Source organism: Pseudomonas sp. 1 (assembly GCF_056626735.1).
This window is the reverse complement of record NZ_JBWXMQ010000028.1, coordinates 17,010-43,376: the sequence shown is the minus strand read 5'-3', so window position 1 is coordinate 43,376 and position 26,367 is coordinate 17,010. Positions and strand designations below refer to the sequence as shown.

The 26,367-nt window shown below is 59.8% G+C and carries 30 protein-coding genes; 25 read left to right on the top strand and 5 right to left on the bottom strand.

Features of this window, described 5'->3' with window-relative positions; genetic code table 11:
* The first annotated feature begins 83 nt into the window (after positions 1 to 83).
* Together AC1MDC_RS27610 and AC1MDC_RS27605 are read left to right on the top strand one after the other, a co-directional pair.
* Positions 84 to 1,037, top strand: a complete 954-nt coding sequence (locus AC1MDC_RS27610) for an alpha/beta hydrolase (RefSeq protein WP_227234991.1) — start codon at positions 84 to 86, stop codon at positions 1,035 to 1,037.
* A gap of 148 nt (positions 1,038 to 1,185) precedes the next feature.
* Complete coding sequence (locus AC1MDC_RS27605; protein ID WP_085701179.1) at positions 1,186 to 1,977, top strand: hypothetical protein; 792 nt, start codon at positions 1,186 to 1,188, stop codon at positions 1,975 to 1,977.
* Between the two features lie 42 nt (positions 1,978 to 2,019).
* On the opposite strand, the gene prmB is transcribed toward AC1MDC_RS27605, so the two are convergent.
* Positions 2,020 to 2,928, bottom strand: a complete 909-nt coding sequence (prmB, locus tag AC1MDC_RS27600) for a 50S ribosomal protein L3 N(5)-glutamine methyltransferase (protein ID WP_085701178.1) — start codon at positions 2,926 to 2,928, stop codon at positions 2,020 to 2,022.
* Between the two features lie 239 nt (positions 2,929 to 3,167).
* Between prmB and AC1MDC_RS27595 the strand changes: the two genes are divergently transcribed.
* From AC1MDC_RS27595 to AC1MDC_RS27575, 5 genes are all read left to right on the top strand, one after another.
* Positions 3,168 to 3,758, top strand: a complete 591-nt coding sequence (locus AC1MDC_RS27595; RefSeq protein WP_011333204.1) for a cysteine hydrolase family protein — start codon at positions 3,168 to 3,170, stop codon at positions 3,756 to 3,758.
* A 131-nt stretch (positions 3,759 to 3,889) separates the two neighbouring features.
* Positions 3,890 to 4,210, top strand: coding sequence for a hypothetical protein (locus tag AC1MDC_RS27590; protein ID WP_007960009.1), 321 nt, complete (start codon positions 3,890 to 3,892; stop codon positions 4,208 to 4,210).
* A gap of 74 nt (positions 4,211 to 4,284) precedes the next feature.
* A complete protein-coding gene (locus AC1MDC_RS27585) occupies positions 4,285 to 4,842 on the top strand; it encodes a Smr/MutS family protein (RefSeq protein ID WP_039769915.1) in 558 nt (185 codons plus the stop codon).
* 77 nt (positions 4,843 to 4,919) lie between these two features.
* A complete protein-coding gene (folE, locus tag AC1MDC_RS27580) occupies positions 4,920 to 5,465 on the top strand; it encodes a GTP cyclohydrolase I FolE (protein WP_085705311.1) in 546 nt (181 codons plus the stop codon).
* Positions 5,466 to 5,567: 102 nt separating this feature from the next.
* Positions 5,568 to 5,939: a glutaredoxin family protein gene (locus AC1MDC_RS27575; protein WP_039769909.1), complete on the top strand. Its 372-nt coding sequence runs from the start codon at positions 5,568 to 5,570 to the stop codon at positions 5,937 to 5,939.
* Positions 5,940 to 5,971: 32 nt separating this feature from the next.
* Here the strand turns inward: AC1MDC_RS27575 and AC1MDC_RS27570 are convergent, their stop codons facing one another.
* Complete coding sequence (locus tag AC1MDC_RS27570) at positions 5,972 to 7,138, bottom strand: aminotransferase-like domain-containing protein (RefSeq protein ID WP_480394108.1); 1,167 nt, start codon at positions 7,136 to 7,138, stop codon at positions 5,972 to 5,974.
* 82 nt (positions 7,139 to 7,220) lie between these two features.
* Between AC1MDC_RS27570 and AC1MDC_RS27565 the strand changes: the two genes are divergently transcribed.
* The 4 genes from AC1MDC_RS27565 (at position 7,221) to AC1MDC_RS27550 (ending at position 11,647) form a co-directional block, all read left to right on the top strand.
* Positions 7,221 to 7,664: a MarR family winged helix-turn-helix transcriptional regulator gene (locus AC1MDC_RS27565; protein WP_011333199.1), complete on the top strand. Its 444-nt coding sequence runs from the start codon at positions 7,221 to 7,223 to the stop codon at positions 7,662 to 7,664.
* Between the two features lie 196 nt (positions 7,665 to 7,860).
* Entirely contained in the window at positions 7,861 to 9,210 is a 1,350-nt protein-coding gene (locus AC1MDC_RS27560) for an NCS2 family permease (RefSeq protein WP_039769903.1), read from the top strand.
* Positions 9,211 to 9,297: 87 nt separating this feature from the next.
* Positions 9,298 to 9,927 carry a LysE family translocator gene (locus tag AC1MDC_RS27555; protein ID WP_480394107.1) on the top strand — a complete coding sequence of 210 codons (630 nt, stop codon included), beginning with the start codon at positions 9,298 to 9,300 and terminating at the stop codon, positions 9,925 to 9,927.
* A gap of 139 nt (positions 9,928 to 10,066) precedes the next feature.
* Positions 10,067 to 11,647, top strand: a complete 1,581-nt coding sequence (locus AC1MDC_RS27550; RefSeq protein ID WP_480394106.1) for a hypothetical protein — start codon at positions 10,067 to 10,069, stop codon at positions 11,645 to 11,647.
* Between the two features lie 107 nt (positions 11,648 to 11,754).
* Here AC1MDC_RS27550 and uraH read toward each other — a convergent pair whose 3' ends face one another.
* The gene (gene uraH / locus AC1MDC_RS27545; protein ID WP_011333195.1) at positions 11,755 to 12,108 is read right to left on the bottom strand and encodes a hydroxyisourate hydrolase; all 354 of its coding nucleotides are present in this window, start codon (positions 12,106 to 12,108) and stop codon (positions 11,755 to 11,757) included.
* A 430-nt stretch (positions 12,109 to 12,538) separates the two neighbouring features.
* Between uraH and puuE the strand changes: the two genes are divergently transcribed.
* The 9 genes from puuE to AC1MDC_RS27500 all read left to right on the top strand — a co-directional run bounded on the left by puuE (position 12,539) and on the right by AC1MDC_RS27500 (position 20,606).
* On the top strand, positions 12,539 to 13,465 hold the full coding sequence (puuE, locus tag AC1MDC_RS27540) for an allantoinase PuuE (protein ID WP_085701129.1): 927 nt from the start codon (positions 12,539 to 12,541) through the stop codon (positions 13,463 to 13,465).
* Complete coding sequence (gene uraD / locus AC1MDC_RS27535; protein ID WP_085748493.1) at positions 13,462 to 13,977, top strand: 2-oxo-4-hydroxy-4-carboxy-5-ureidoimidazoline decarboxylase; 516 nt, start codon at positions 13,462 to 13,464, stop codon at positions 13,975 to 13,977. Before puuE ends, uraD begins: the two co-directional genes overlap by 4 nt.
* Before the next feature lie 90 nt (positions 13,978 to 14,067).
* Positions 14,068 to 15,063, top strand: a complete 996-nt coding sequence (alc, locus tag AC1MDC_RS27530) for an allantoicase (RefSeq protein ID WP_085701128.1) — start codon at positions 14,068 to 14,070, stop codon at positions 15,061 to 15,063.
* 117 nt (positions 15,064 to 15,180) lie between these two features.
* Positions 15,181 to 15,684: an ureidoglycolate lyase gene (locus tag AC1MDC_RS27525; RefSeq protein ID WP_027613342.1), complete on the top strand. Its 504-nt coding sequence runs from the start codon at positions 15,181 to 15,183 to the stop codon at positions 15,682 to 15,684.
* Between the two features lie 51 nt (positions 15,685 to 15,735).
* Positions 15,736 to 17,049, top strand: coding sequence for a urate hydroxylase PuuD (locus tag AC1MDC_RS27520; RefSeq protein ID WP_064378710.1), 1,314 nt, complete (start codon positions 15,736 to 15,738; stop codon positions 17,047 to 17,049).
* 170 nt (positions 17,050 to 17,219) lie between these two features.
* Entirely contained in the window at positions 17,220 to 18,578 is a 1,359-nt protein-coding gene (locus tag AC1MDC_RS27515) for a nucleobase:cation symporter-2 family protein (protein ID WP_011333188.1), read from the top strand.
* Positions 18,579 to 18,662: 84 nt separating this feature from the next.
* Positions 18,663 to 19,448 carry an outer membrane protein OmpK gene (locus AC1MDC_RS27510; RefSeq protein ID WP_085701126.1) on the top strand — a complete coding sequence of 262 codons (786 nt, stop codon included), beginning with the start codon at positions 18,663 to 18,665 and terminating at the stop codon, positions 19,446 to 19,448.
* Position 19,449: 1 nt separating this feature from the next.
* The gene (locus tag AC1MDC_RS27505) at positions 19,450 to 19,824 is read left to right on the top strand and encodes a hypothetical protein (RefSeq protein ID WP_139832634.1); all 375 of its coding nucleotides are present in this window, start codon (positions 19,450 to 19,452) and stop codon (positions 19,822 to 19,824) included.
* Positions 19,821 to 20,606, top strand: a complete 786-nt coding sequence (locus tag AC1MDC_RS27500) for an outer membrane protein OmpK (protein ID WP_085701125.1) — start codon at positions 19,821 to 19,823, stop codon at positions 20,604 to 20,606. The genes AC1MDC_RS27505 and AC1MDC_RS27500 overlap by 4 nt, the downstream gene beginning before the upstream one ends.
* Positions 20,607 to 20,736: 130 nt before the next feature.
* On the opposite strand, the gene AC1MDC_RS27495 is transcribed toward AC1MDC_RS27500, so the two are convergent.
* Both AC1MDC_RS27495 and AC1MDC_RS27490 read right to left on the bottom strand, forming a co-directional pair.
* A complete protein-coding gene (locus tag AC1MDC_RS27495) occupies positions 20,737 to 21,909 on the bottom strand; it encodes a patatin-like phospholipase family protein (RefSeq protein WP_085705323.1) in 1,173 nt (390 codons plus the stop codon).
* 36 nt (positions 21,910 to 21,945) lie between these two features.
* Positions 21,946 to 22,878, bottom strand: coding sequence for a lipid A biosynthesis lauroyl acyltransferase (locus tag AC1MDC_RS27490; protein ID WP_480394105.1), 933 nt, complete (start codon positions 22,876 to 22,878; stop codon positions 21,946 to 21,948).
* 117 nt (positions 22,879 to 22,995) lie between these two features.
* Between AC1MDC_RS27490 and minC the strand changes: the two genes are divergently transcribed.
* The 5 genes from minC to AC1MDC_RS27465 all read left to right on the top strand — a co-directional run bounded on the left by minC (position 22,996) and on the right by AC1MDC_RS27465 (position 26,336).
* Positions 22,996 to 23,733 carry a septum site-determining protein MinC gene (gene minC / locus AC1MDC_RS27485; RefSeq protein WP_085701203.1) on the top strand — a complete coding sequence of 246 codons (738 nt, stop codon included), beginning with the start codon at positions 22,996 to 22,998 and terminating at the stop codon, positions 23,731 to 23,733.
* Between the two features lie 169 nt (positions 23,734 to 23,902).
* On the top strand, positions 23,903 to 24,715 hold the full coding sequence (minD, locus tag AC1MDC_RS27480) for a septum site-determining protein MinD (protein WP_085690474.1): 813 nt from the start codon (positions 23,903 to 23,905) through the stop codon (positions 24,713 to 24,715).
* Positions 24,715 to 24,969, top strand: coding sequence for a cell division topological specificity factor MinE (minE, locus tag AC1MDC_RS27475; protein WP_007960071.1), 255 nt, complete (start codon positions 24,715 to 24,717; stop codon positions 24,967 to 24,969). Before minD ends, minE begins: the two co-directional genes overlap by 1 nt.
* Positions 24,970 to 25,060: 91 nt before the next feature.
* Complete coding sequence (locus AC1MDC_RS27470; RefSeq protein ID WP_266200343.1) at positions 25,061 to 25,696, top strand: RluA family pseudouridine synthase; 636 nt, start codon at positions 25,061 to 25,063, stop codon at positions 25,694 to 25,696.
* A gap of 46 nt (positions 25,697 to 25,742) precedes the next feature.
* Positions 25,743 to 26,336 carry a hypothetical protein gene (locus AC1MDC_RS27465; RefSeq protein WP_480394104.1) on the top strand — a complete coding sequence of 198 codons (594 nt, stop codon included), beginning with the start codon at positions 25,743 to 25,745 and terminating at the stop codon, positions 26,334 to 26,336.
* Positions 26,337 to 26,367 lie beyond the last annotated feature (31 nt).

The following is a 26,367-nucleotide window of genomic DNA, read 5'->3' as shown; positions in this document are numbered from 1 at the left end:
ATACGCAGGCTAACCGAGTAGTTCATCCTCGAACCTTAGCGGTGCGGGTGAGTCCAACCGGCACCTTGGCAAATGATGGCGTGATGATGCTGCGAGTTTTGATCTTGAGTCTTTCCCTGTTTACCGGCTTCGTCCAGGCGACTGTCCTGCAACGTCCGGTCACGTTGACTACCGACAACGGCAAACTTTTCGGCTCGCTGTTGCTGCCGAAATCCGACAACCCCGTGCCGGTTGTCCTGATCCTTTCTGGCTCGGGTCCTACGGATCGTGACGGAAACAACCCCGATGGCGGGCGCAATGACAGCCTCAAGCGATTGGCCTGGGTGCTGGCCAGACACAACGTCGCCAGTGTGCGTTTCGACAAGCGCGGCGTGGCTGCCAGCCTGGCGGCGACCCCGGATGAGCGAAACCTGTCGGTGGAAGCCTATGTGGCGGACGCCGTGGCCTGGGGACAGAAGCTGAAAGCCGATCCGCGCTTCGGCCCGTTGATCCTGCTCGGCCACAGCGAAGGCGCGCTGATTGCCAGCCTTGCTGCTCCAAAGGTCGACGCAGCGGCGGTCATTTCGCTCTCCGGCACGGCTCGACCGATCGATCAGGTGCTGCGCCGGCAACTGGCCCGCAGCCTCCCTCCTGCGCTGATGCTGCGCAGCAATGAACTGCTCGACAGCCTCAAGGCCGGGCGCACCGACGACAATGTGCCGGCGCCGTTGCAGGTGATTTTCCGTCCGAGCGTGCAGCCGTACCTCATTTCGCTGTTCCGTCAGGATCCGGCAGCGGCCTTCGCCCGGCTGAAAATGCCGGCGCTGATCGTGCAAGGCAGCAACGACATTCAAGTTCAGGTCGATGATGCGAAATTGCTCAAGGCCGCCAAACCGGACGCGCAACTGGCGCTGATCGAAGGCATGAACCACGTGTTGCGCATCGTGCCCAACGACGTGAAGCGGCAACTGGCTTCCTACAAGGACCCGAATTTGCCCCTGGCGGCGGAGCTGGGGACCCGCGTCCTTGAATTTATTGACGGACTTCGCACCCGTTAAGCGCTAGGGGGCGTTCTCAGCTAGTTTTCACGCGTAAAAACTAGCTGAGAACGCCCCCAGACCCTCTAGGACTTTGAAAAACGGCCGATAAGCCTTTGTCGCCAGCGTACTGGCTGGCGGCAAGCAGCTTGGACAGGATCTCGCCGTTATGACTGATACCCAGACTTCACCCGACACCACCGCTGAAAAAGACGCACCGCCAGCGGTCGAGCTGCCATGGGCGGACGTCCACGTCGAGCACCACAAGATGCTCCGCCTGGCGCCGTTACAGACCGACCGCAACACCGGCGGACGGCCGCTGCGCTTCGTTGAGTTCGGTTACGCGGAACGCAACAGCAAAGAACACAGCCTGATGCGCATGGCGATCAAGTTGCCCGCTCAGCGCGTTCGCAAGGAACAGAATCATCTGGACGTGTGGGTCGACCACGCGACCAAACGCGTGCATTTCGGCCCGGACAGCGGTTTGCAGATCGAACCGATGAACCGTGGCATCGGCCGTTTCATGGCCGCCCAGGGCATCAATTGGGCGAAAAAGCGCTGGCCCACCTACACCGTCGACGGCATGGACTTGAACAACAAGGACGCGCTGAACGAAGACACCCGCCTGCGCCGCGACCACTTTCTGCGGGTGCATGGCTTCGACGTGGTTTACGCCGACGCCCAGCATTTGAAGGGTAGCGTCAAGGAAGTCCAGGTCGGTGACCTGCTGGGCGACTGGAACAGCGAAAAGCTGCAGATCGTCGAAATTCTTGAAGCTGCACAGATGTTGCAGCAGGCCGAGCAGAATCTGGCCGAGCAGGAAGTGAAGCTGAAGAAGCAGGAAGACAAGGTCAGCAAGTTCAAGCGCGAAGACGCCGGATTGCGCTTCACCATTACCTGCCTGGTGGCGTTTGCGGTGTTTCAGGCCGGGCTGCTGATCTGGATTGCAACGCACCGCTAAGCCAATGATCGTTCCCACCGGGGTGGGAACGATCGTTTCAGGTCAGACGCGGGAAGCGAACAGCGCCTGATGTTCGCGGCACTGTTCGGCAGTCAGCATGAACACGCCATGCCCGCCGCGCTCGAACTCCAGCCAGGCGAAATCGACTTCCGGGTACAGCGCTTCGACGTGTACCTGGCTGTTGCCCACCTCGACAATCAGCAAACCCTTCTCGGTCAGATGATCCGCCGCTTCGGCGAGCATCCGACGCACCAGGTTCAAACCATCGTCGCCGCAGGCCAGGCCCAGTTCCGGCTCGTGCTGGTATTCGTCCGGCATGTCGGCGAAATCTTCCGCATCGACGTAGGGCGGGTTCGACACGATCAGGTCGAAACGTTGACCCGGAAGCCCATCGAAACCATCGCCCTGCACGGTGAACACACGCTCATCGACGCCATGACGCTCGATGTTCTGGTTCGCCACTTCCAGCGCTTCGAATGACAGATCCGCCAGCACCACTTCGGCGTTCTGGAACTCGTATGCGCACGCGATACCGATGCAACCGGAGCCGGTGCACAGATCGAGAATGCGCGCGGGTTCGTCACCGATCCATGGGGCAAAACGGTTTTCGATCAGCTCGCCAATCGGCGAACGCGGGATCAGCACGCGTTCATCGACGATGAACGACATGCCGCAGAACCAGGCTTCGCCCAGCAGGTAAGCGGTCGGAATGCGTTCTTCGATGCGGCGCTTGAGCAGGCGCTGAAGGTTGACCAGCTCATCGTCTTCCAGCGCGCAATCGAGATAGCTGTCGGCGATTTCCCATGGCAAGTGCAAGGCACCGAGCACTAGCTGTCGGGCTTCGTCCCAGGCATTGTCGGTGCCATGGCCGAAAAACAGATCCTCCCCATGGAAGCGGCTGACGGCCCAACGGATGTGGTCGCGCAGGGTACGAAGTCGGGAAGTGATCACGGGGCAGAACTCCAGAAAAAACGACTGGCGATTCTAGCAGCCAAAACGCTCCACGACGACGCAGGAAGGATTCCGGGGCGACGGTAGGACGCTTCCGATTTTCCACTCGGCTATTGAACAGATCGTGTAACTTGACAAGGCTGCAGGCCAGCAACGACGGTGCCTACGATGGTAGCGATTCACAGAACCGCTCAGCCAGAGGACAATGTCGCAAAAGCCCCACCCGAAGGAGCCCCAGAATGTCCGTTCCAAAAACGATGTTTCAACTCAGCGGTCGCGGTTACGCAGCGGCCACGTTGAGCCATGCCACCGTGGTCATCATCGATGCCCAGAAAGAGTACCTCAGCGGCCCGCTGGCCCTGAGCGGCATGGACGCGGCGGTTGCGAACATCAAACAACTGGTTGCCGCCGCCCGTGCAGCCGGCCGGCCGATCGTGCACGTGCGTCACCTCGGCACTGTCGGCGGTCTGTTCGACCCGCAGGGCGAGCGCGGCGAGTTCATCCCCGGCCTGGAACCCCAGGGCGATGAAACCATCATCGGCAAGTTGCTGCCGAGCGCCTTTCACGGCACCGAACTCTACGATCGTCTGCAAACCATCGGCTCGCTGGACCTGATCGTCTGCGGCTTCATGAGCCACTCCAGCGTCAGCACCACCGTGCGCGCGGCGAAAAACCTGGGTTTCCGTTGCACCCTCGTCGAAGACGCCTGCGCCACCCGCGATCTGCCGTTCAAGGGCCGCGTGCTCAGCGCCGAACAGGTGCAGGAAGCGGAAATGGCAATCATGGCCGACAACTTCGCCACCCTCGCGCTGACCCAGGATCTGATCTGATCGACCGAAAATGAGCGGCTCAGCCCGCCGCTCATCTGCAAAGACCTCGCATTTGCTTCAATTACCCTAGCCTCAGGAACAACCCGGTCAACTCCCGGTCGAAGGGCCGATACCCATTGAGGAAGGTCGGAATGAAGTTATCCGATGGATTTGACGCACGCCGCTTGCGGCCCAAAGGCCAAAGCAACTGGCGATTTCGATTCGGCGCGGCGATCGCGGCCATTCTGGCCACGTTCGGCGTGCTGCTGGCGATGGCCGGGGCCGCCAGCCTGCTGGGGCGCCCGCCGGCGCTCGGCGATCTGAATGCAACACCGCTCGGCTCGGCAATCATTCTCGCGGTCGGCCTGCTGTTCCTGTATTTCGGTGTGGCCCTGTGGCGTCGGTGCCGGCGTCGCGCACGTCAATCGCGGGAGCTGAACATGTCCCCGCACCTGATGAAAAAACATGATTGAATCGACGGCCTGGCTTTTTGCCGGGCCGTTTCGTGTCTGTTTGGGTAAACTGGCCGCCCTTCGCGGAGGCTGACATGCAAGACGACGATTTTTCCCTGTTCAAAAGTGCGATCCAAGGCGTCAAGCCGATCAAGCACGACCGCGCCGACACCGGCAAACCCAAGGCTGACCGTGACCGGATCGCCAAGCTGCGCCAGTCTGCCACCGTGCGCACCGACACCACGACCGTTGACGGTTTGTCCGATCAGTTCGTGATTGACGTCGGCCCGGAAGACGAGCTGATGTGGGCTCGCGACGGGGTGCAGGAAAGCCAGATGCGCAAGCTCAAGATCGGGCAGATCCCGTTCGAAGGCAGCCTCGACCTGCACGGCATGAGCGTGGAAAAGGCCCGCGAAACCCTTTGGGCCTTTCTGGCCGAAGCGACCAAATTCGAAATCCGCTGCGTGCGCGTCACCCACGGCAAGGCTGTGCGTCTGGACGGCAAGCGGCCGATGATCAAAAGCCACGTCAACACCTGGCTGCGCCAGCACGCGCAAGTGCTCGGTTTCTGCTCGTGCCAGGCGAAACATGGCGGTGCCGGCGCCGTGTATGTGATGCTCAAACGCACCATGATGGAAGGCCGCGACGAATAATCCCGTTACACCGAACTTGCAGGGTCGTGTCCGCCACCGTACCCTTGCCCTTTGCGAAAATCCCCACAGGTAGTTTCATGTCCCTGGAACAGAATTACACCGCGATTCTCGGCCAATTGGGCGAGGACGTCTCCCGCGAGGGCCTGCGCGACACGCCAAAACGTGCCGCCAAAGCCATGCAGTACCTCTGCCGCGGTTATGAACAGACGCTCGAAGAGGTCACCAACGGTGCCCTGTTCAGCTCCGACAACAGCGAAATGGTGCTGGTCAAGGACATCGAGCTCTACTCGTTGTGCGAACACCACCTGCTGCCGTTCATCGGCAAGGCCCACGTCGCGTACATCCCGAGCGGCAAAGTGCTGGGCCTGTCGAAGGTCGCGCGGATCGTCGACATGTACGCCCGCCGCCTGCAGATCCAGGAAAACCTCAGCCGCCAGATCGCCGACGCGGTCCAGCAGGTCACCGGCGCGCTGGGCGTGGCGGTGGTGATCGAGGCCAAGCACATGTGCATGATGATGCGCGGTGTGGAGAAACAGAATTCGTCGATGATCACCTCGGTGATGCTCGGTGAGTTCCGCGAAAACGCGGCGACCCGCAGCGAGTTTCTCAGCCTGATCAAGTAATTGATTGCAGAAAAGAACCGGCGTTGATCGCCGGTTTTTTTTCGTCCGTGAAAAATCGGGTAAGCTGCGCGCCTTCTTCAATGTCCCTGTGAGGCTTGTAACGTGTTCGTCAAAGCGCTTCGTGTCGGCCTCGGCCAACTGATCATCTTCGTTGATTTCCTGACTCGCCCAGGCAAGAAACAGCGCCCCGCCGCTGCCCAGGCTCAGGTTGACGCCGCCGCCAAGGACCTGACCCTGTATCAGTTCCACGCCTGCCCGTTCTGCGTGAAGACCCGCCGCAGCCTGCGCCGCCTGAACGTTCCGGTGGCCCTGAAGGACGCGAAAAACAACGAGCAGGATCGTCAGACCCTGCTGGAACAGGGCGGCAAGATCAAAGTGCCGTGCCTGCGCATCGAAGAGAACGGCCAGACCACCTGGATGTACGAGTCCAACACCATCATCGAATATCTGAACCAGCGGTTCGCCGCAGTCTGACTCAAAAAAAACCGGCCTGAGGGCCGGCTTTTTCATGCCGCCTGCGCCGCCTGCGCCTGGCGCACCACCGCTGCCAGCCGCTTGAGCCCTTCGTCCAGACGAGCCGGATCAATGTGGCTGAAGTTCAGGCGCAGGTGGCCGGAATTGCGATCGGGCTCGGGGAAGAACGGTTCGCCTGGCATGAACGCTACATCATTGGCCAGCGCGGTATTCAGCAACGTTCGGGTGTCCAGCGGTTGCTTCAGTGTCAGCCAGAAAAACAGCCCGCCTTGCGGCGTGTTCCAGTCCGCCAGGTCGGCGAAATGGATTTCCAGCGCTGCTTGAAATGCATCGCGGCGCTGACGGTAGAAGCTGCGCAATTCACTCAAGTGCTGCTGATATTTCTCACTGCCGATCCACTGCAATGCTTGCCACTGACCGATACGATTGGTGTGCAGATCTGCCGATTGTTTCAGTTTGAGCAGGTGCGGGAACAGCTCCGGGCTGGCAATCAGGTAGCCGACACGCAAGCCTGGCAACAGGGTTTTCGACACGGTGCCGGTGTAGATCCAGCTGGATTTTTTCAGGCGTCCGGCAATCGGCTGGGCGCTGCCGCCGTCGAAGGTCAGTTCGCGGTAGGGTTCGTCTTCGATCAGGGTCACGCCGAATTCGTCGAGCAATGCCGCAACGGCTTCGCGCCTGGCTTCGCTGTAGCGCACGGCAGACGGGTTCTGGAAGGTCGGAATCAAATAGATGAACGCCGGACGATGCTGCTCCAGACGCTGACGCAATTGCGCAAGGTTCGGACCGTCAGCCTCCAGCGGCACGGTCAGGCAATCGGCGCCGAACAGTTGGAAAATCTGCAAGGCCGCCAGATACGTCGGCGCTTCGAGCAGGATTTCGGTGCCTTTGTCGATGTACAGCTTGGCCGCCAGGTCGAGGGTCTGCTGAGAACCGCTGACCACCAGCACCTGACTCGCCTCACACGGCAAACCCAGCGCCCTCGCCTCTGCCGCCAGCGCTTCGCGCAGTGCAGGCTCTCCTTCGCTCATGCCGTACTGGCCGAGAGACAGCGGCATGTCGGCCCACTCGACCTTCGGCAACATGGCTTCTGCAGGCAAACCGCCGGCAAAAGACATGACTTCCGGGCGCTGGGCCGCGGCAAGGATTTCACGGATCAGAGAACTTTTGAGGCGCGAGACACGTTCGGAAAAAGCCATGGAAGTCACCGCTAGCGAGGCATGGGAAAAATGAGTCAAACTTGTTGACTGAAATTACGACACCCTCACTGGAAGCGTCAATATGCTTGACCTTAAAAACTGCGCCAGCCAACAACAGGCCATGGAAGCCTTTTTCTTTGGTTACCAGGCATTCACCGCCAAGGCCGATGAAATGCTTGAGCGTCGCGGCTTGTCCCGAGTGCACCAACGCATTGTGTTTTTCATCGCCCGCTACCCGAACCTGAGCGTCAAGGAATTGCTCGCGCTGCTCGGCGTCAGCAAGCAGGCGCTGAACATGCCGTTGCGTCAGTTACAGGAAATGCATCTGGTGGACAGCGTGGCGTCCGAGACTGACAAGCGCAAGCGCCTGCTGGAGCTGACGGTTGAAGGCGCGAAATTCGAACAGGCGCTGCGCCGCGAGCAGGTGAAATTGCTCGAGCGGGTCTTTGCCGAAGCCGGCGAAACGGCGGTCAACGGTTGGCTGGCGGTGAATCTGGCGCTGGGAACCAATCGCCCGAACGAGTGATATAGCTCGATCGCCGATCTTTTCGTCCACAAAATCAAAAACAATATTTGCTTTATTTGTACACAAAAGCATAATCCACAGCGTGCGAGTTCCTGACCGCATGGTCAACAAATTCGCGTATGCCTCAAAGGGCCGCTGCCACCCCTCATGGGTCCGGTCCTGGAAATAACAATAAAACTCTTGAGGAGTACTCGCTGTGGAAAGCCGCAAATCCGAAGCATCGACGCTGGAACTCTCGCCGCCGTTACGCACTGGCCTGCTTGAGCGCATCTTCAAACTCAGCTTGCATGGCACCACGGTGAAGACCGAGCTGATTGCCGGTCTGACAACCTTCATCACCATGGCCTACATCATTTTCGTCAACCCGAACATCATGGCCGATGCCGGGATCGATCACGGTGCAGCCTTTGTCGCCACCTGTATCGCCGCTGCGCTGGGCTGCCTGCTGATGGGCCTCTACGCCAACTGGCCGGTAGGCCTGGCGCCGGGCATGGGCCTCAACGCGTTTTTCACCTATACCGTGGTCGGCACCATGGGCTACAACTGGGAAACCGCCCTCGGTGCGGTGTTCGTCTCGGGCGTGCTGTTCATGATCCTGACCTTTTCGCGGATTCGCGAATGGCTGCTCAACAGCATTCCGGTCAGCCTGCGCTATGCAATGGGCGCCGGCGTGGGTCTGTTCCTCGGGCTGATCGGCCTGAAAACCGCCGGCATTGTGGTCGATAGCCCGGCCACCCTGATCAAACTCGGCTCACTGCGTGAACCCGGCCCGCTGCTTGCCGCCATCTGCTTCCTGATGATCGCGATCCTCAGTTACCACAAAGTGTTTGGCGCGATCCTCATCAGCATCATCACCGTCACCCTCGCCGGCTGGGGGATTGGTCTGGTGCACTACGAGGGCATCATGTCCGCCCCGCCAAGCCTGGCGCCGACCTTCATGGCCATGAACGTCGCCGGCGTATTCAACGTCAGCATGATCAGCGTGGTACTGGCCTTCCTCTTCGTACACATGTTCGACACCGCCGGCACCCTGATGGGCGTCGCCCAGCGCGCCAACCTGGTGAACGCTGACGGCCGCATCGAAAACCTTTCCCGCGCGATGAAAGCCGACTCCGCCTCCAGCGTATTCGGTGCAGTCGTCGGCGTTCCGCCGGTCACCAGCTACGTGGAAAGTGCTGCCGGTGTAGCGGCTGGTGGTCGGACTGGTCTTACCGCAGTCACCGTGGGTGTGCTATTTATAGCCGCGATGTTCTTTGCACCGCTGGCCGGCATGATTCCCGCCTATGCCACCGCCGGCGCGTTGATTTACGTAGCGATGCTGATGATGGGCGGCATGGCGCACATCGAATGGGACGAAGCGACCGACAGCATTCCGGCGATCGTCACCGCGATCATGATGCCGCTGACCTTCTCGGTTGCCGACGGTATCGCGCTGGGCTTCATTACCTATGTCGCGCTGAAGGCCGGCACCGGTAAATACAAAGAGATCTCCGTCAGCCTGTGGGTGCTCTGCGCGATCTTCATCGCCAAGTTCATCTTCCTGTAAGCGCTACGCGGTTCACGCTTCAAAACAGCCTCACCCCAACGGGTGGGGCTTTTGCACATTCTTGATAACGATAAAAAGGAGCAAGTGATGAGTCTGGAAACCTGGCTGCTGTTCAGCGGCGCTGCGCTGGTGGTGATCCTGATTCCGGGGCCGCTGTCGTTGCTGATGATCAGCAACAGTCTGAATTACGGTTTGCGCCGTTCCTATCCGGCCTTTCTGGGAGGCGTGAGTGCGTCGATCTGCCTGCTCAGCGCTTCGGCACTGGGGTTGGGCGCCCTGCTGCTGGCCTCGGAAAAACTCTTCAGCACATTGAAGATCGTCGGTGCGCTGTACCTGTTCTACCTCGCCTGGCAGAGCTGGCAGCAATCGCGTCAGCCATCGGTTGGCGCAGAAGTACCGCAGGCGGCGCCTGTTCCACGCTTTCGCGCGCTCTTTGGACGTGCATTCATGCTGGGCGCCAGCAACCCGAAAGACATCCTGTTCTTCGCCGCTTTCCTGCCGCAGTTCCTCAATGCCGAGCAGCCGTTTCTGCCACAACTGCTGGTGATGATTGCGACCTGGACAGTGCTTGATCTGCTGTGCAAGTTGACCTACGGCCTCGGCGCTCACGGTGCAGCACGCTATCTGCGCAGCGGCAAGGGCCAGAGCTGGTTCAACCGCATCAGTGCCGGTTTGTTCGGCGGCGCAGGGGCAGCTTCATTGTTGAGCAGTCACTGAGGCCACAGAGGGCGGGCAACACCCGACCACATTTCGCCTCACACATAGATATATGTACCGCACTTCGCGACGTTGATTCACCGAACATCCGGCCCTTCTGGCCAGATCAACGTGAATCAACCTTGCGAGCGAACTACCCATGAGCCCCAAACGCCCGATAAAACCCGGTGCCTCGAGCACCTCCCCCGAAACGCCTTTCACCCGTCCCGATGTCGGGCTACCGCCGCTGCACAGGCTGCCGCTGAACGTCGCCCTCGACGATGCAGGCAGAGTCTCTGTCGACCCGCCAGTTCAATCATCCTCCTCCCAACCATTGGCTTTAGAGATCGTCGATCTTCCGGGCGACACCCATATCACCCCTGTCATCACCCATGCACCGATCGAGCACTTTTTCCTTCCGCCCAATCACTTGTCCCGACTACCGGCGCCAAATGCACTTTCCGGCATTCGAGAACTCGGGACGCAAAGGCACTTCGTCGATCTCCAGGAAGGGGGGACGATATTGCTGGGCATCGATTCGGAAAACCATTTTCGGGCCCGATTGAACAGCGACCACAGACCCACCGGGCCACGCGTCGAACAGGTTGAGGGCTCGCTCTTGTGGCGCGTCAAACCCACTGACAACAGCGCTGGCAGCAGCGATTCCACATTAACGCTCAAACGCCTGCGCAACCCGGATGAAGATCCTGAAGAGATTGTCGCGCCCAAACGCTCTGCCACTACGACGGATGATGAGTGGTCCGATCCCTGGAAAAACTGGGGTGTTTCACTCGAGCACGCTCCCTTCGGCAGCATTGAAGTCGATGGCATCCGGTTTCCACTGATGCCTCGAGGCAGCGACCCGGATCACCCGATCGCCTACATCAAGAATCCGAACCACTGGGTATACGATTTCGATTACATGGAACGCATCCTTGGCACAGACCTGATGCAGCAACCCAGAGGCGCGATCCGCGTTCCGCCCGCCAATCAGTGGGAGATAGATCCGAATCTCCCCTTCCAACATCCACTGAAGCAATACATCGCCACTTTTTTTCCTCAACTGTCCGAAACCTCAGTGAACAAGGTGGCCAGGCATCAATTCGGTCTGGCCAATGAAGGGGACATGGCAACCAGCGTCGGCCTGACCCGGCTCAGGCAGACATTCAATGACTGGAAAAGTGGCAACAGCACTCCCCGCCCGGAGCTGGCCGATCCGTTACTGATGCTCCCGATACTGCCAACCACCAGCGAGGGGGGATTCAACCGGATTCTGGAACTACCCTCCGCGTCCCCGGAAGGTCCTCTCCAGCGACTGGACTTCGATCTGACGAAGAAGGAATGGGACTATTTCAAAACAACGCAGTCAGGCACAGAACTCAAGCGCGTCATGGCCGGTGTCCTGAACCGGCAGGGTTATGACGTTTTTACCCCGACCCAGGCAGATGCTTATCCGGCGCTGGTGTTTCGTCGCAAGAATCATCCTTTTGTTTTTTTCATCAGCCTGTACCGCATCAGAGGAAAGAAAATTTACCAACACTTGAGGTTCGCTCCCGAGGCAGCCGATATGCGCCTGACCACTCAGGTTGGCTATTCGGCCCATCAGGAAATGCTTCAGGCGCATGCCGAAAAAAGGCTGGTCTGGCTCAAGGGAGGATCGCAGATCCTGGCTTCGCAGACCGATTCCGTTTTCATCGTCAGGGATGATGATTCGAAGTTTGGAGCGCTTCCCGACCGTTAATCCGGGACGTCTTTCGGGGCACGAAAAAAAGCCCGCAGTGTGAGCGGGCGAAAGACCAAAGAAGCTATATGCGCAGTCGCTTCCCGGCAGGGGCAGCCGCTTGGGGGTCAGCTGCCCCGATAGGTGGAATAGCTGTAAGGCGAGATCAGCAACGGTACGTGGTAGTGATCCTGTTCGGCAGAGATGCCGAACCGCAGTACGACCACGTCCAGGAATGCCGGCTCCGGTAACTGGACGCCACGGGCGCGGTAATAATCGCCGGCGTGGAACTGAACCTGATAGACACCGGTACGGTAGTCATCGCCTTGCAGCAGCGGCGCATCAACCCGGCCATCGCTGTTGGTAAGCGCACTGGCGACCAATTCCAGGTGCGAACCTTCAACGCGGTACAGCTCGACCTTGATCGAGCTGCCCGGGCAACCGTGTGCAGCGTCCAAAACGTGTGTTGTCAAACGTCCCATTGATTCTGCGCGCCTGCCTGCGTGGAGCAGTCAGACTTCGCGCCTCCCGAAGTCAGTTGAAAAGGAGACCGCACCGTTTCGGAGCACGAAAAGCTGCGGCGAGCGATTGATTAAGACACTTTTCAAAAAAATTGTACACAATAAAAACGACATTTTTCCTGCCACCCCCGCCATCCTTCGATTTTCCGGTGATTTGCCGTGCAACCTTGCATTCATTGAACCCCCAATCCATTAGCTGACTGGTCAGGCAGGTTTCTTGCAGGTTCACGCCATTAACAGCAAAAGATGACAGCCGGCGAAAAATGCGAAAAATCAGGCTTACAAATTGAGAATAAAGTTGTATACAATCAGCCCATCGCTGTGACGCCAGCCTGCCATCCAAATTTCAGGGCGCCACACAATCTGTCAACGAATAAGAAGGAAGACTGCAGTGAGCGCTGACTACCCACGCGACCTGATCGGTTACGGCAGTAACCCTCCTCACCCACACTGGCCGGGCAACGCCCGGATCGCCCTGTCGTTCGTACTCAATTACGAAGAAGGCGGCGAGCGCAACATTCTGCACGGCGACAAAGAATCGGAAGCCTTCCTCTCGGAAATGGTCGCGGCCCAGCCTCTACAAGGCGTGCGCAACATGAGCATGGAGTCGCTTTACGAGTATGGCAGCCGTGCCGGCGTCTGGCGGATTCTGAAACTGTTCAAGGAATTCGACATTCCGTTGACCATCTTTGCCGTGGCCATGGCTGCCCAGCGCCACCCGGACGTGATCCGCGCGATGGTCGATGCCGGTCACGAGATCTGCAGCCACGGTTATCGCTGGATCGACTACCAGTACATGGACGAGGCGCAGGAACGCGAGCACATGCTCGAAGCGATCCGCATCCTCACCGAACTCACCGGCGAGCGCCCGCTGGGCTGGTACACCGGCCGCACCGGCCCGAACACTCGTCGCCTGGTGATGGAAGAAGGCGGTTTCCTCTACGACTGCGACACCTACGACGACGACCTGCCCTACTGGGAACCGAACAACCCGACCGGCAAGCCGCACCTGGTGATCCCGTACACCCTGGACACCAACGACATGCGCTTTACCCAGGTCCAGGGTTTCAACAAGGGCGACGATTTCTTCGAATACCTCAAGGATGCGTTCGACGTGCTTTATGCCGAAGGCGCCGAAGCGCCGAAGATGCTGTCGATCGGTCTGCACTGCCGTCTGGTGGGCCGTCCGGCGCGTCTGGCTTCGCTCAAGCGCTTTATCGAATACGCTAAAAGTCATGAGCAGGTGTGGTTCAGCCGCCGCGTCGACATCGCGCGTCACTGGCACGAAACCCACCCGTACCAAGGGGCTGCCAAATGAGCACCTTTCAAACCCTGCAACCGTCGACCCTGAGCCGCGACGCCTTCGTCAAAGCCTTCGCCGACATCTACGAACATTCGCCATGGGTGGCCGAGAAGGCCTTCGACCTGGGCCAGGACGCGTCGATCGACCAGATCGAAACCCTGCACCAGCGCATGAGCGACATCCTGTTGAGCGCCGATCACGCCAGTCAACTGGCACTGATCAACGCTCACCCGGACCTGGCCGGCAAAGCTGCCGTCCAGGGCGAGTTGACCGAAGCCAGCACCAATGAACAGGCTGGCGCCGGTATTCACCAATGCACGGCCGAAGAGTTCCAGCGCTTCACCGAGCTGAACGACGCTTATAAAGCCAAGTTCAAGTTTCCCTTCATCATGGCGGTAAAAGGCAGCAACCGGCATCAGATCCTCGCGGCGTTCGAAACGCGCATTCATAACCCGGTCGACACCGAGTTCAAATGCGCGCTGGCGGAGATCAACAAGATCGCCCTGTTCCGATTACTGACTCTCTAGCAAGCCTGGCCCGAGAAACCTCTAGAACGCTTGTGTTTCCCAGGGCCTTGCAAGCATCCCCAGCCACTTATTTAAAGGCAGACAAGAAGAATGAAAGCTTACGCCGTACCTTTCGAGAAGTTCGTCAACCTGGCCGATGCCCGTCTGGGCACCAAAATCATCTCGGTCACCGATGACTGGTTCGCAGACGCCAATCGTCTGTTTCAGCCGACCCCGGCCGTGTGGAAGGAGGGCGTGTTCGATGACAACGGCAAGTGGATGGACGGCTGGGAGTCCCGCCGCAAGCGCTTCGAAGGCTATGACAGCGCGGTGATCCGCCTGGGCGTGCCGGGTTCGATCAAAGGCGTGGACATCGACACTTCATTCTTTACCGGCAACTTCCCGCCATCGGCCTCGCTGGAAGCGTGCTTCCTGGCGTCGGGCGAGCCGGACGAAAACACCCAGTGGACAGAAGTGCTGTCGGCCGTCGAACTGCAAGGCAACAGCCACCACTACCACGAAATCAGCAACGACAAGGCGTTCAGCCACCTGCGCTTCAACATCTACCCGGATGGCGGCGTGGCCCGTCTGCGCGTGTACGGCATTCCGTTCCGCGACTGGTCGGCAGTTGGCGACAACGAGCAAGTCGACCTGGCAGCAGCCCTCAACGGTGGCCGCGCCCTCGCCTGCTCCGACGAACACTTCGGCCGCATGAGCAACATCCTCAACCCGGGCCGTGGCATCAACATGGGCGATGGCTGGGAAACCGCCCGTCGTCGCACGCCAGGCAATGACTGGGTGATCGTCGCGCTGGGCCACCCGGGCGAGATCGAAAAGATCATCGTCGACACCCTGCACTTCAAGGGCAACTACCCGGACAGCTGCTCGATCCAGGGCGCGTTCGTCAAGGGCGGCACCGACAGCCAGATCGAAACCCAGTCGTTGTTCTGGCGCGAACTGCTGCCAAGCCAGAAGCTGGAAATGCACGCCGAACACACCTTCGTCGAGCAGATCAAGGCACTGGGCCCGATCACCCACATCCGTCTGAACGTGTTCCCGGATGGTGGCGTGAGCCGCCTGCGCGTTCTCGGCAAGGTAGCGAAGTAAGCGGCGCGACCATTCGCGAGCAAGCTCGCTCCCACATTGATCGCAACTCCTGTGGGAGCGAGCTTGCTCGCGAAAGCGTCAGATCAAACAACACAGAATTCGGATAAGAAGAACAGCATGCGCACACTGACGATTGAACCGCTGACCAAAGAAGCCTTCGCCCCTTTCGGTGACGTGATCGAAACCGACGGCAGCGATCACTTCATGATCAATAACGGTTCGACCATGCGCTTCCACAAACTGGCGACGGTCGAAACCGCGACGCCAGAGGACAACGCGATCATCAGCATCTTCCGCGCCGACGCGCAGGACATGCCGCTGACCGTCAGCATGCTGGAACGCCATCCGCTGGGCAGCCAGGCTTTCATTCCGCTGCTCGGCAACCCCTTTCTGATCGTGGTCGCGCCACTTGGCGATGTACCTGTATCAGGCTTGGTCCGCGCCTTCGTCACCAACGGCAGGCAGGGCATCAATTACCATCGCGGCGTCTGGCACCACCCGGTGCTGACGATCGAAAAGCGGGATGACTTCCTGGTGGTTGATCGCAGTGGCACAGGCAATAACTGCGATGAGCATTTTTTCAAAGAGGATGAGCGTTTGATCCTCGCCCCCCACCAATAAGAGAAGGTCTGATCACTCGACAACAAGAGTGACAGGCGAGAGGTAAAGACTGTGGAAGCACATCTGTTGGAATGGCTGAACCTGAGCGTGCGCTGGGTTCACATGATCACTGGCGTGGCCTGGATCGGCGCGTCGTTCTACTTCGTCTGGCTGGAGAACAACCTCAACCGCGTCAACCCGAAAACCGGTCTTGCCGGTGATCTGTGGGCGATCCACGGCGGCGGTATCTATCACCTGGAAAAATACAAACTGGCCCCTCCGTCGATGCCGGAGAACCTGCACTGGTTCAAATGGGAAGCCTATTTCACCTGGATGTCGGGGATCGCGCTGCTGTGCGTGGTGTTCTACTCCAACCCCGTGCTCTATCTCGTGGCACCCGGCAGCGGCCTGACCGGCCCTGAAGGCGTGGCCATCGGCATCGGTTCGCTGATCGCCGGCTGGTTCATCTACGACTTCCTTTGCGATTCACCCCTCGGCAAGAAACCCGCCCTGCTCGGCTTCATCCTGTTCGTGCTGATCATCGGCGCGGCGTATGGCTTCAGCAAGGTGTTCAGCGGTCGTGGTGCGTACCTGCACGTCGGCGCGATCATCGGCACCATCATGGTCGGCAACGTGTTCCGCATCATCATGCCAGCGCAGCGCGCACTGGTTGCCGCGATTGCCGAGAACCGCACGCCGGATCCGGCCCTGCCGGCCAAAGGCCTGCTGCGTTCGCGTCATAACAACTACTTCACCCTGCCGGTGCTGTTCATCATGATCAGCAACCACTTCCCGAGCACTTACGGCAGCCAGTACAACTGGCTGATCCTGGCCGGGATCGCAGTGTTGGCGGTGTTGGTGCGTCACTACTTCAACACCCGTCACGACAGCCACAAATTTGCCTGGACCCTGCCAGTGGCAGCAGTGGGCATGATCAGTCTGGCGTACGTCACCGGCCCTGCGCCGATGTCGACCGCTCCGGACGTGGCCAAGGCGCCTGCGAAAATCGAGTACCAGCCGCTGCCGGAAACGGCTTTGGGTGGTGGCGCGAAACCGGCTGAAGCGGCGCAACCAGCAGCCCCTGCTGCACCGGCCGCAGCTCCCGCTCAGGCCTCCAACGCCGGCCCTGCGTTCGACAAGGTGCACAACGTGATCCAGGAACGCTGCGCGGTCTGCCACTCGGCCAAACCAACCAGCCCGCTGTTCAGCGCTGCACCGGCCGGTGTGATGTTCGACACCCCCGAGCAAATCCGCCAGAACGCGGCACGGATCCAGGCGCAAGCCATCACCACGCAGATCATGCCACTGGGCAACATCACGCAGATGACCCAGCAGGAACGTGACCTGATCGGTGCATGGATCGCCCAGGGAGCCCAGACCAACTAAGTAGCAAAAAAGCTTCGCGAGCAAGCTCGCTCCCACACAGGTCATGCAGTACCTGTGGGAGCGAGCCTGCTCGCGAATCGCCGCAACGCGGTTTACCTGATGCAAAGAGGACAGCGGCAAGCAACCCGGCCGCTGTTCATCACAAGAATAAAAAAGATCCGAGGTGTTGCATGTCCGAGCTGTCCAAAGCGCGCATCCCCGACGCACCCGCCATTCAGCGTTTGCCCCTTTTGCAACTGATCCTGGTCGGTTTGCAACATGTACTGCTGATGTACGGCGGCGCCATCGCGGTACCGCTGATCATTGGACAGGCCGCTGGCCTGAGTCGTGAAGAGATTGCCTTCCTGATCAACGCCGACCTGCTGGTCGCCGGCATCGCCACCATCGTGCAATCCTTGGGGATCGGCCCGATGGGCATTCGCATGCCGGTGATGATGGGCGCCAGTTTTGCCGCCGTCGGCAGCATGGTCGCCATGGCCGGCATGCCCGGCATCGGTCTGCAGGGAATCTTCGGCGCAACCATAGCCGCCGGTTTTTTCGGCATGATCATCGCGCCGTTCATGTCCAAGGTCGTACGCTTCTTCCCTCCCCTGGTGACCGGCACGGTCATCACCTCGATCGGTTTGTCGCTGTTTCCCGTGGCCGTGAACTGGGCCGGTGGCGGCGCTGGCGCCGCTCAATTCGGTTCACCGATTTACCTGGCCATCGCCGCACTGGTGCTGGCCACCATTCTGTTGATCCACCGCTTCATGCGCGGTTTCTGGGTCAACATTTCCGTGCTGATCGGCATGTGCCTGGGCTACGTGCTCTGCGGCGCCATCGGCATGGTCGACCTGAGCGGCATGGCCAACGCGCCATGGGTTCAGTTCGTCACCCCGCTGCATTTCGGCATGCCGAAGTTCGAACTGGCGCCGATCCTGTCGATGTGCCTGGTGGTGGTGATCATCTTCGTCGAGTCCACCGGGATGTTCCTTGCGCTGGGCAAGATCACCGGCCAGGAAGTCTGCCCGCGCATGCTGCGTCGCGGACTGCTGTGTGATGCCGGCGCATCGTTCTTCGCCGGATTCTTCAACACTTTCACCCACTCCTCCTTCGCGCAGAACATCGGACTGGTGCAGATGACCGGCGTGCGCTGCCGCTCGGTGACCATCGTTGCCGGCGGCTTGCTGATCGTCCTGAGCCTGCTGCCGAAAGCGGCGTTCCTGGTGGCGTCGATTCCACCGGCGGTGCTGGGCGGGGCGGCGATCGCGATGTTCGGCATGGTGGCGGCGACCGGCATCAAGATTTTGCAGGAAGCCGACATTGGCGACCGGCGCAATCAATTGCTGGTGGCGGTGAGCATCGGCATGGGCCTGATTCCCGTGGTCCGTCCGGAATTCTTCGCCCACCTGCCGTTGTGGATGAGCCCGATCACCCACAGCGGGATCGCCATGGCCACCCTGAGCGCGCTGACGCTGAACCTGTTGTTCAACATTCTCGGTGGCGCCGAACGCGCCGCGATCAACGACTGCCACGCACACCCGCACTGATCCGAAGAGTAAAAAAGGGGCTCGCCAACGCCAGCCCCTCGCGACAGCTTTGCCTCAAACAATAAAAACAAGAGGGAGCAACAGATGATCCGGACTCAAACCAACGTGTTGTTGAGCGGCGGCCTGCTGGCCGCATCCCAGGCCATGGCCGGCGATTTATTGCTGTGGCAGACCAACAGCCTGAGCTACCTGTACGGCAAGAACTTCGCGATCAACCCGTCGATCCAGCAGACGGTGACGTTCGAGCACGCCGACAAATGGAAATACGGTGACAACTTCCTGTTCGTCGACAAGATCTTCTACAACGGTAAGGAAGACCGCAACAAAGGCCCCCACGCGTTCTACGGCGAATTCAGCCCGCGCCTGTCGTTCGGCAAGATCCTCGACAGGAAGCTGGAGTTCGGCCCGATCAGGGACGTGCTGCTGGCCATGACCTACGAGTACGGCGAAGGCGACAGCGAGGCCTATCTGATCGGTCCCGGCTTCGACCTCAAGGTGCCGGGTTTCAACTATTTCACCCTGAATTTCTATCGCCGCCAGACCGAAGGCCCGCGCCCTGGCGACGGCGTCTGGCAGATCACTCCCGGCTGGTCCTACAGCATTCCCGTGGGCAATTCCGACCTGCTCATCGACGGCTATCTGGACTGGGTGGTCGACAACGACCAGAACTCGCGCGGCACCTATCACGCCAACCTGCACATCAACCCGCAGATCAAATACGACTTGGGCAAAGCCCTTGGCTGGGGCGAAAAGCAGGTGTACGTCGGCACCGAATACAGCTACTGGAAAAATAAATACGGCATCGAAAACACCCACAGTTTCGACACCAATCAGAACACCGCCAGCCTGCTGGTGAAGGTGCACTTCTAAGATGACCCGCAACCGTGCGCCTTACCTGTCGTCGGTGCTCTGTTGCGGGGCACTTGAGGCCTGGCCGTTGAGTCAGTATTCTCCGCGGCCTCCTGAATTCGGTCTAAAAAAAAGCCCGAATTTAATTCCTGACCGAAAAGCCAACTTATCCCGGCCGCGGTCAGTACCGAGGCATCCCGAAAACACGCTCAATCGACTGTTTTTCAGCAGCCGACGGGCGTTTTTTTGTTTTTCGAAAAGCCTTGGCTCAGCTCTTGCTAACAGCATGAAAGCTGACCGGATGGATGATTTTTGCTGCAACGAAAAAAGGCGCCACACCAGAGCGCCGACTCAAAAAAATAAACGTGGAACACCTACTTTGGGAGCAACCGAATGAAACGTATGTGCACCAGCCTGATGCTCGCGGGATCGCTGCTGGCAGGGGGTCAGGCCATGGCCGACGGTCTGCTGCAATGGCAGAACAACAGCCTGACCTACCTTTACGGCAAGGACTTCAAGGTCAACCCGGCCATCCAGCAGACCGTCACCTTCGAGCACGCCGATGCCTGGAAGTACGGGGACAACTTTTTGTTCGTCGACAAGATTTTCTACAACGGCAAGCCTGACGGTGGTGTCGGCAACAACACTTACTACGGCGAATTCAGTCCACGCCTGTCGTTAGGCAAGATCCTCGATCAGAAGATCGAATTCGGCCCGGTCAAAGACGTGTTGCTGGCGATGACCTACGAGTTCGGCGAAGGCGACGTCGAGTCCTACCTGATCGGTCCAGGCTTCGACCTGGCGATTCCCGGCTTCGACTACTTCCAGTTGAACTTCTATCAGCGTCACACCGAAGGCTCGCGTCCGGGCGACAATGTCTGGCAGATCACACCGGTCTGGTCTTACACCATTCCGGTCGGCGACTCGAACATCCTGATCGATGGTTTCATGGACTGGGTGGTCGACAACGACGTTAACAGCAAGGGCGAATACCACGCCAACCTGCACTTCAACCCACAGGTCAAATACGACCTGGGCAAGGCGCTGAATTTCGGCGAGAAGCAGCTGTACGTCGGTGTTGAATACGACTACTGGAAAGACAAGTACGGGATTGATGACACCCGTGCCTTCACCACCAATCAGAACGTGACCAGCTTCCTGGTGAAATTCCACTTCTGATCCGGCGGCGTCCTTACGGACGCCATCGCGAGCAAGCTCGCTCCCCCAGGGTCACGCGCCGTTCACAGCGGTTGTGTACACCGCAGAACCCTGTGGGAGCTGGCTTGCCAGCGATTGCTGCGCCCAAATCTCAAGCGGGAACAAGCGCCTCGCCGATCCCGAGAAACCGGCACAGCTCATCGCGCTTGGCCAAGGCATCGCGCCGCCCAAGGTCGATCAATTCGCTGCAATAACCCGCCTCGAACAGCAAGTAACTCAACACCCCTGCCCCGCTCGTCTTGGTCGCCCCCGGCCCACGCAAGAACAACCGCAACGCCGCCGGCAGTTCCTGGCGATGCCGCGCCGCGATTTCATCGATCGGCTGACTTGGTGAAATCACCAGCACTTCAACCGGCGCCACACCCAGCGCGCGGGTCGGCGTGCCTTCGGGCATCAGCCGGCTGAACTGGTTGAGACGCTGAAGCAATTCGATATCGCTTTCCAGGCTATCAATGAAGGTGCTGTTGAGCATGTGCCCGCCGATCTGCGCCAGTGTCGGCTGTTGACCGGTGTAGGTGCGCTCCAGTGGTTGCGCCGGATCAAAACCGCGCGGGTTGCCGCTGACACCCACCACCAGCACCCGGCTCGCCCCCAGGTGCAGCGCCGGACTGATCGGCGCTGACTGCCGCACCGCGCCATCGCCGAAATACTCCTCGCCGATTTTCACCGGCGCGAACAATAGGGGGATCGCCGAACTGGCCAGCAAGTGCTCAACCGACAACTGCGTCGGCACGCCGATGCGACGGTGACGCAGCCAGGAATCGATGGTGCCGCCGCCCTGGTAGAAGGTCACCGCTTGCCCGGACTCGTAGCCGAATGCCGTCACTGCAACCGCGTGCAATTGCTTGCGCGCGATGGATTCGGCGATGCCGGGCATGTGCAGTTTTTCATTGAGAAGATGACGCAGCGGCGAACTGTCGAGCAGCGCCACCGGCACTTGCCGGCCCATGCCCAACAGACTGTGGCTGACAAAACGACTGGCCTGGCGGATCACCCCCGGCCAGTCGCTGCGCAGCACGCGATGGCTGCGAAAGCCTTGCCAGAACAGCGTCAGACGTTCGATGGCGGCGCGAAAATCCGTGGCACCGCTGGCCAGGCTGACCGCGTTGATGGCACCAGCAGAAGTGCCGACGATCACCGGAAACGGATTGTCCGCCCCCAATGGCAGCAATTCGGCGATCGCCGCCAGCACTCCCACTTGATACGCCGCCCGAGCCCCACCGCCGGAAAGAATCAAACCTGTGACCGGTTCAGCTGGGCTCATCGCAACGCTCCGTGGTGCTTGTGGGGATGGGTCAAATCAACCGCGTTTGGCGTACAGCTTCGGCTCGCCCGGTGGCCGGCTCTTGAAGCGTCGGTGCGCCCACAGGTATTGCTCGGGGCATTCACGCAACACGCTTTCGACCCACTGATTGATGCGGATGCAATCTTCCTCTTCGGTCTCGCCCGGGAAACCTTCCAGCGGCGGATGAATCACCAGACGATAACCGCTGCCGTCGGCCAGACGCTCCTGGGTAAACGGCACTACCAGCGCCTTGCCCAACCGGGCGAACTTGCTGGTGGCGGTGACCGTTGCAGCCTGAATGCCGAACAGCGGCACGAAGATACTTTGCTTGGCGCCGTAGTCCTGATCCGGTGCATACCAGATCGCCCGGCCGGAACGCAGCAGCTTGAGCATGCCACGCACGTCGTCACGCTCCACCGCCAGCGAATCGAGGTTGTGCCGCTCGCGACCCTGACGCTGGACGAAGTCGAACAGCGGATTCTTGTGTTCGCGGTACATGCCGTCGATGGTGTGCTGCTGGCCGAGCAGCGCCGCGCCGATTTCCAGGGTGGTGAAATGCACCGCCATCAGAATCACGCCCTTGCCTTCGCGCCGGGCCTTTTGCAAATGCTCCAGACCTTCGACGTGAGCCAGTTTGGCCAGACGCTGACGCGACCACCACCAGCTCATCGCCATTTCAAAGAAGGCGATGCCGGTGGAGGCAAAGTTTTCCTTGAGCAGGCGCTTGCGTTCGGCGGCGGACTTTTCCGGGAAACACAGTTCCAGATTGCGCTTGGCGATGCGCCGCCGGTCGCCGGCGAAGCGATACATCAGGGCACCGAGAAAACGACCGATGGCCAGCAACGCCGGATAGGGCATCTGCACGATCAGCCACAACAGCCCGAGGCCGCACCAGAGCGGCCAGAAGCGCGGGGCAAGAAATGCTTTTCGAAAACGCGGGCGATCCATTAAAGCTTCCGTAAATACAGTGGCCGCGCATTCTACATCGTTCGACCCGGCTTGCGGCCTGCGGGCGTTCTCGTTATAAGTCTCGGCACTTTTAGTGACAAGCCGTTGTATGCCGACATGAGCCAAACCGAACCGAAAGACCAAGATCCCGTGTTCCAGCTGAAGGGCAGCATGCTCGCCATTACAGTGCTGGAGCTGTCCCGCAACGACCTGGACAGCCTCGATCGGCAATTGGCCGCCAAAGTCGCCCAGGCACCGAATTTCTTCAGCAACGCGCCTCTGGTTCTGGCGCTGGACAAACTGCCGCCAGGCGAAGGCGCCGTCGATTTGCCGGGCCTGATGCGCGTGTGCCGTCAGCACGGCCTGCGCACCCTGGCGATCCGCGCCAGCCGCATCGAAGACATCGCCGCCGCCATCGCCATCGACATCCCGGTGCTGCCGCCGTCTGGCGCCCGCGAACGACCGCTGGAAAGCGCTGAACCCGTCGCACCGAAGAAGCCGGAAAAACCGCCGGAGCCGGCCGTCAAACCGACCCGCGTCATCACCACGCCAGTACGTGGTGGCCAACAGATATATGCCCAGGGTGGCGATCTGGTGGTGGTGTCCTCGGTCAGCCCGGGGGCGGAACTTCTCGCCGATGGCAACATCCATGTATACGGCCCGATGCGCGGTCGTGCGCTGGCCGGGGTCAAGGGCGACACCAAGGCGCGGATTTTCTGTCAGCAATTGAGCGCTGAACTGATCTCCATCGCAGGCCACTACAAGGTTTCCGAGGACCTGCGTCGCGATCCGATGTGGGGCTCGGGCGTACAGGTCAGCCTGTCGGGCGACGTGTTGAACATCATTCGGCTTTAACGGATACTGCCGCATTTTCCAAGCATCTCTAAAACGTAGCGAAAACGGCTCAAACGAAGTAGGAAAAAGGCCAAAAGCCGAATTCCAGCCAAGGCTGTCCGACTGCAGTAGTTTTCTAGAGATGTTTTTCAGGGGCTGAACAGTCCTTCTTCCTTAGGGGTGAAACACCTTGGCCAAGATTCTCGTGGTTACATCCGGCAAGGGTGGTGTGGGTAAGACCACCACCAGCGCCGCTATCGGTACCGGCCTCGCTCTGCGCGGCCACAAAACAGTGATCGTCGACTTCGACGTGGGCTTGCGTAACCTCGACCTGATCATGGGTTGCGAGCGCCGCGTGGTGTATGACTTCGTCAACGTGGTGAACGGCGAAGCCAACCTGCAACAGGCCCTGATCAAAGACAAGCGCCTGGAAAACCTCTACGTGCTGGCCGCCAGCCAGACCCGCGACAAGGACGCGCTGACCCAGGAAGGCGTGGAAAAAGTCCTGATGGAGCTCAAGGAGCAATTCGAGTTCGTCGTCTGCGACTCCCCGGCGGGCATCGAGAAAGGCGCGCACCTGGCCATGTACTTCGCTGACGAAGCGATCGTCGTGACCAACCCGGAAGTGTCCTCGGTACGTGACTCCGACCGCATGCTGGGCCTGCTGGCCAGCAAGTCCCGTCGCGCCGAAAAAGGCGAAGAGCCGATCCAGGAACACCTGCTGATCACCCGCTACCACCCGGAGCGCGTCGAAAAAGGCGAAATGCTGGGCGTCGAAGACGTCAAGGAAATCCTCGCCGTACGCCTGCTGGGCGTCATTCCGGAATCCCAGGCCGTACTCAAGGCCTCCAACCAGGGCGTACCTGTGATCCTCGATGATCAAAGCGACGCCGGCCAGGCCTACAGCGATACCGTTGATCGCCTGCTGGGCAAGGAAAAAGAACACCGGTTCCTGAATGTCGAGAAGAAGGGATTCTTCGAGCGTCTGTTTGGAGGTAGGTAATGAACCTTTTTGACTTCTTTCGTGCCAACAAAAAGCCAAGTACCGCCTCGGTCGCGAAAGAGCGTCTACAGATCATCGTGGCGCATGAACGCGGCCAGCGCAGCACCCCTGACTACCTGCCATCCTTGCAGAAGGAACTGGTGGAAGTGATCCGCAAGTACGTCAACATCGGCAACGACGACGTACACGTGGCACTGGAGAGCCAGGGCAGCTGCTCGATTCTGGAACTCAACATCACCCTGCCAGACCGCTGAGTCGATCCGGCAGGAACGACGGCGGCTCAGGACCCTTCCGATAGTGGAGGGGCCCTGAGCCGCCGTTGGCATTTGTTACGAGGCTGTTTTAATGCCGTTGTCCAACGTCCAAATCATTCATCAGGACGCCGCCGTTCTGGTGGTGAACAAACCGACCCTGTTGCTCTCCGTCCCCGGCCGGGCCGACGACAACAAGGACTGCCTGATCACCCGCCTGCAGGAAAACGGCTACCCGGAAGCGCGAATCGTCCATCGCCTGGACTGGGAAACGTCGGGGATCATCCTGCTGGCCCGCGACGCCGATACCCACCGCGAACTGTCACGCCAGTTTCATGATCGTGAAACAGAGAAAGCCTACACCGCGCTCTGCTGGGGCCAGCCGGAACTGGACAGCGGCAGCATCGACTTGCCGTTGCGCTACGACCCGCCGACCAAACCGCGCCATGTGGTAGATCACGAACTCGGCAAGCACGCGCTGACTTTCTGGCGTGTACTGGAGCGTTGCGGCGACTGGTGCCGCGTCGAACTCACGCCGATCACCGGCCGCTCGCACCAGTTGCGGGTGCACATGCTGTCGATCGGCCATCCGTTGCTCGGTGACGGCCTCTACGCCCACGAGCTAGCCCTCGCGGCCTGGCCACGACTGTGCCTGCACGCGAGCATGCTCAGCTTCACCCACCCACAGTCCGGCGAACGCTTGCGCTTCGAATGCCCGGCACCGTTTTAAGCACTGCCTGACCGGCAGTCGCCCGTTTTAAAGGATTTTGTTCCGGATGAGTTGTACTGATTCCCTGGCAACACCCGTCAAGAAGACCCGTCATCAACTGCTCTACCTGATTTACGGCAAACAGGATGTCTACCGGCGCGAAGCCAAATTCAGCATCCTCACAGCCCTGTCCCAGGCCAAAAACGGCAAACGTCCGGCGATCAGGATTCTCACTGACCGGCCGCAGGACTACGAAGGCTGGCAGGTCGACACCGTGTTGCTCGACGAAGCGACCCTGACGCGCTGGCAGGGACACAATGGCTACCACCATCGGCGCAAGGCATGCGCGATTGCCGCCGGTATGCAGTTGGCCGAGAAAACCCTGTTCGTCGACACCGACACCCTGTTCACCAGCCCCCCGAGCAGCCTGTTTCAATACATCGATGCGAATCAGTCGGTGATGGATCACCCCTACTACAGCGCCTGTCGTCATGAATGGTGGGAATGCGCGTCGCGGGAGATTCTGCGCTGGGACGAGAGCCGTCAGAAAAAGCTGCTCAATCAGAGCCGCTGGCCAAAACAACTGCCTCGTCCGGACAAGCCTGAAGACGAAAAAGTGATCATGAACTATCTGAAAAAAAGGGTGGCCGCCGCTCGTTGATGCGAGTGGCACATGTCTAGTCCCAAGCATC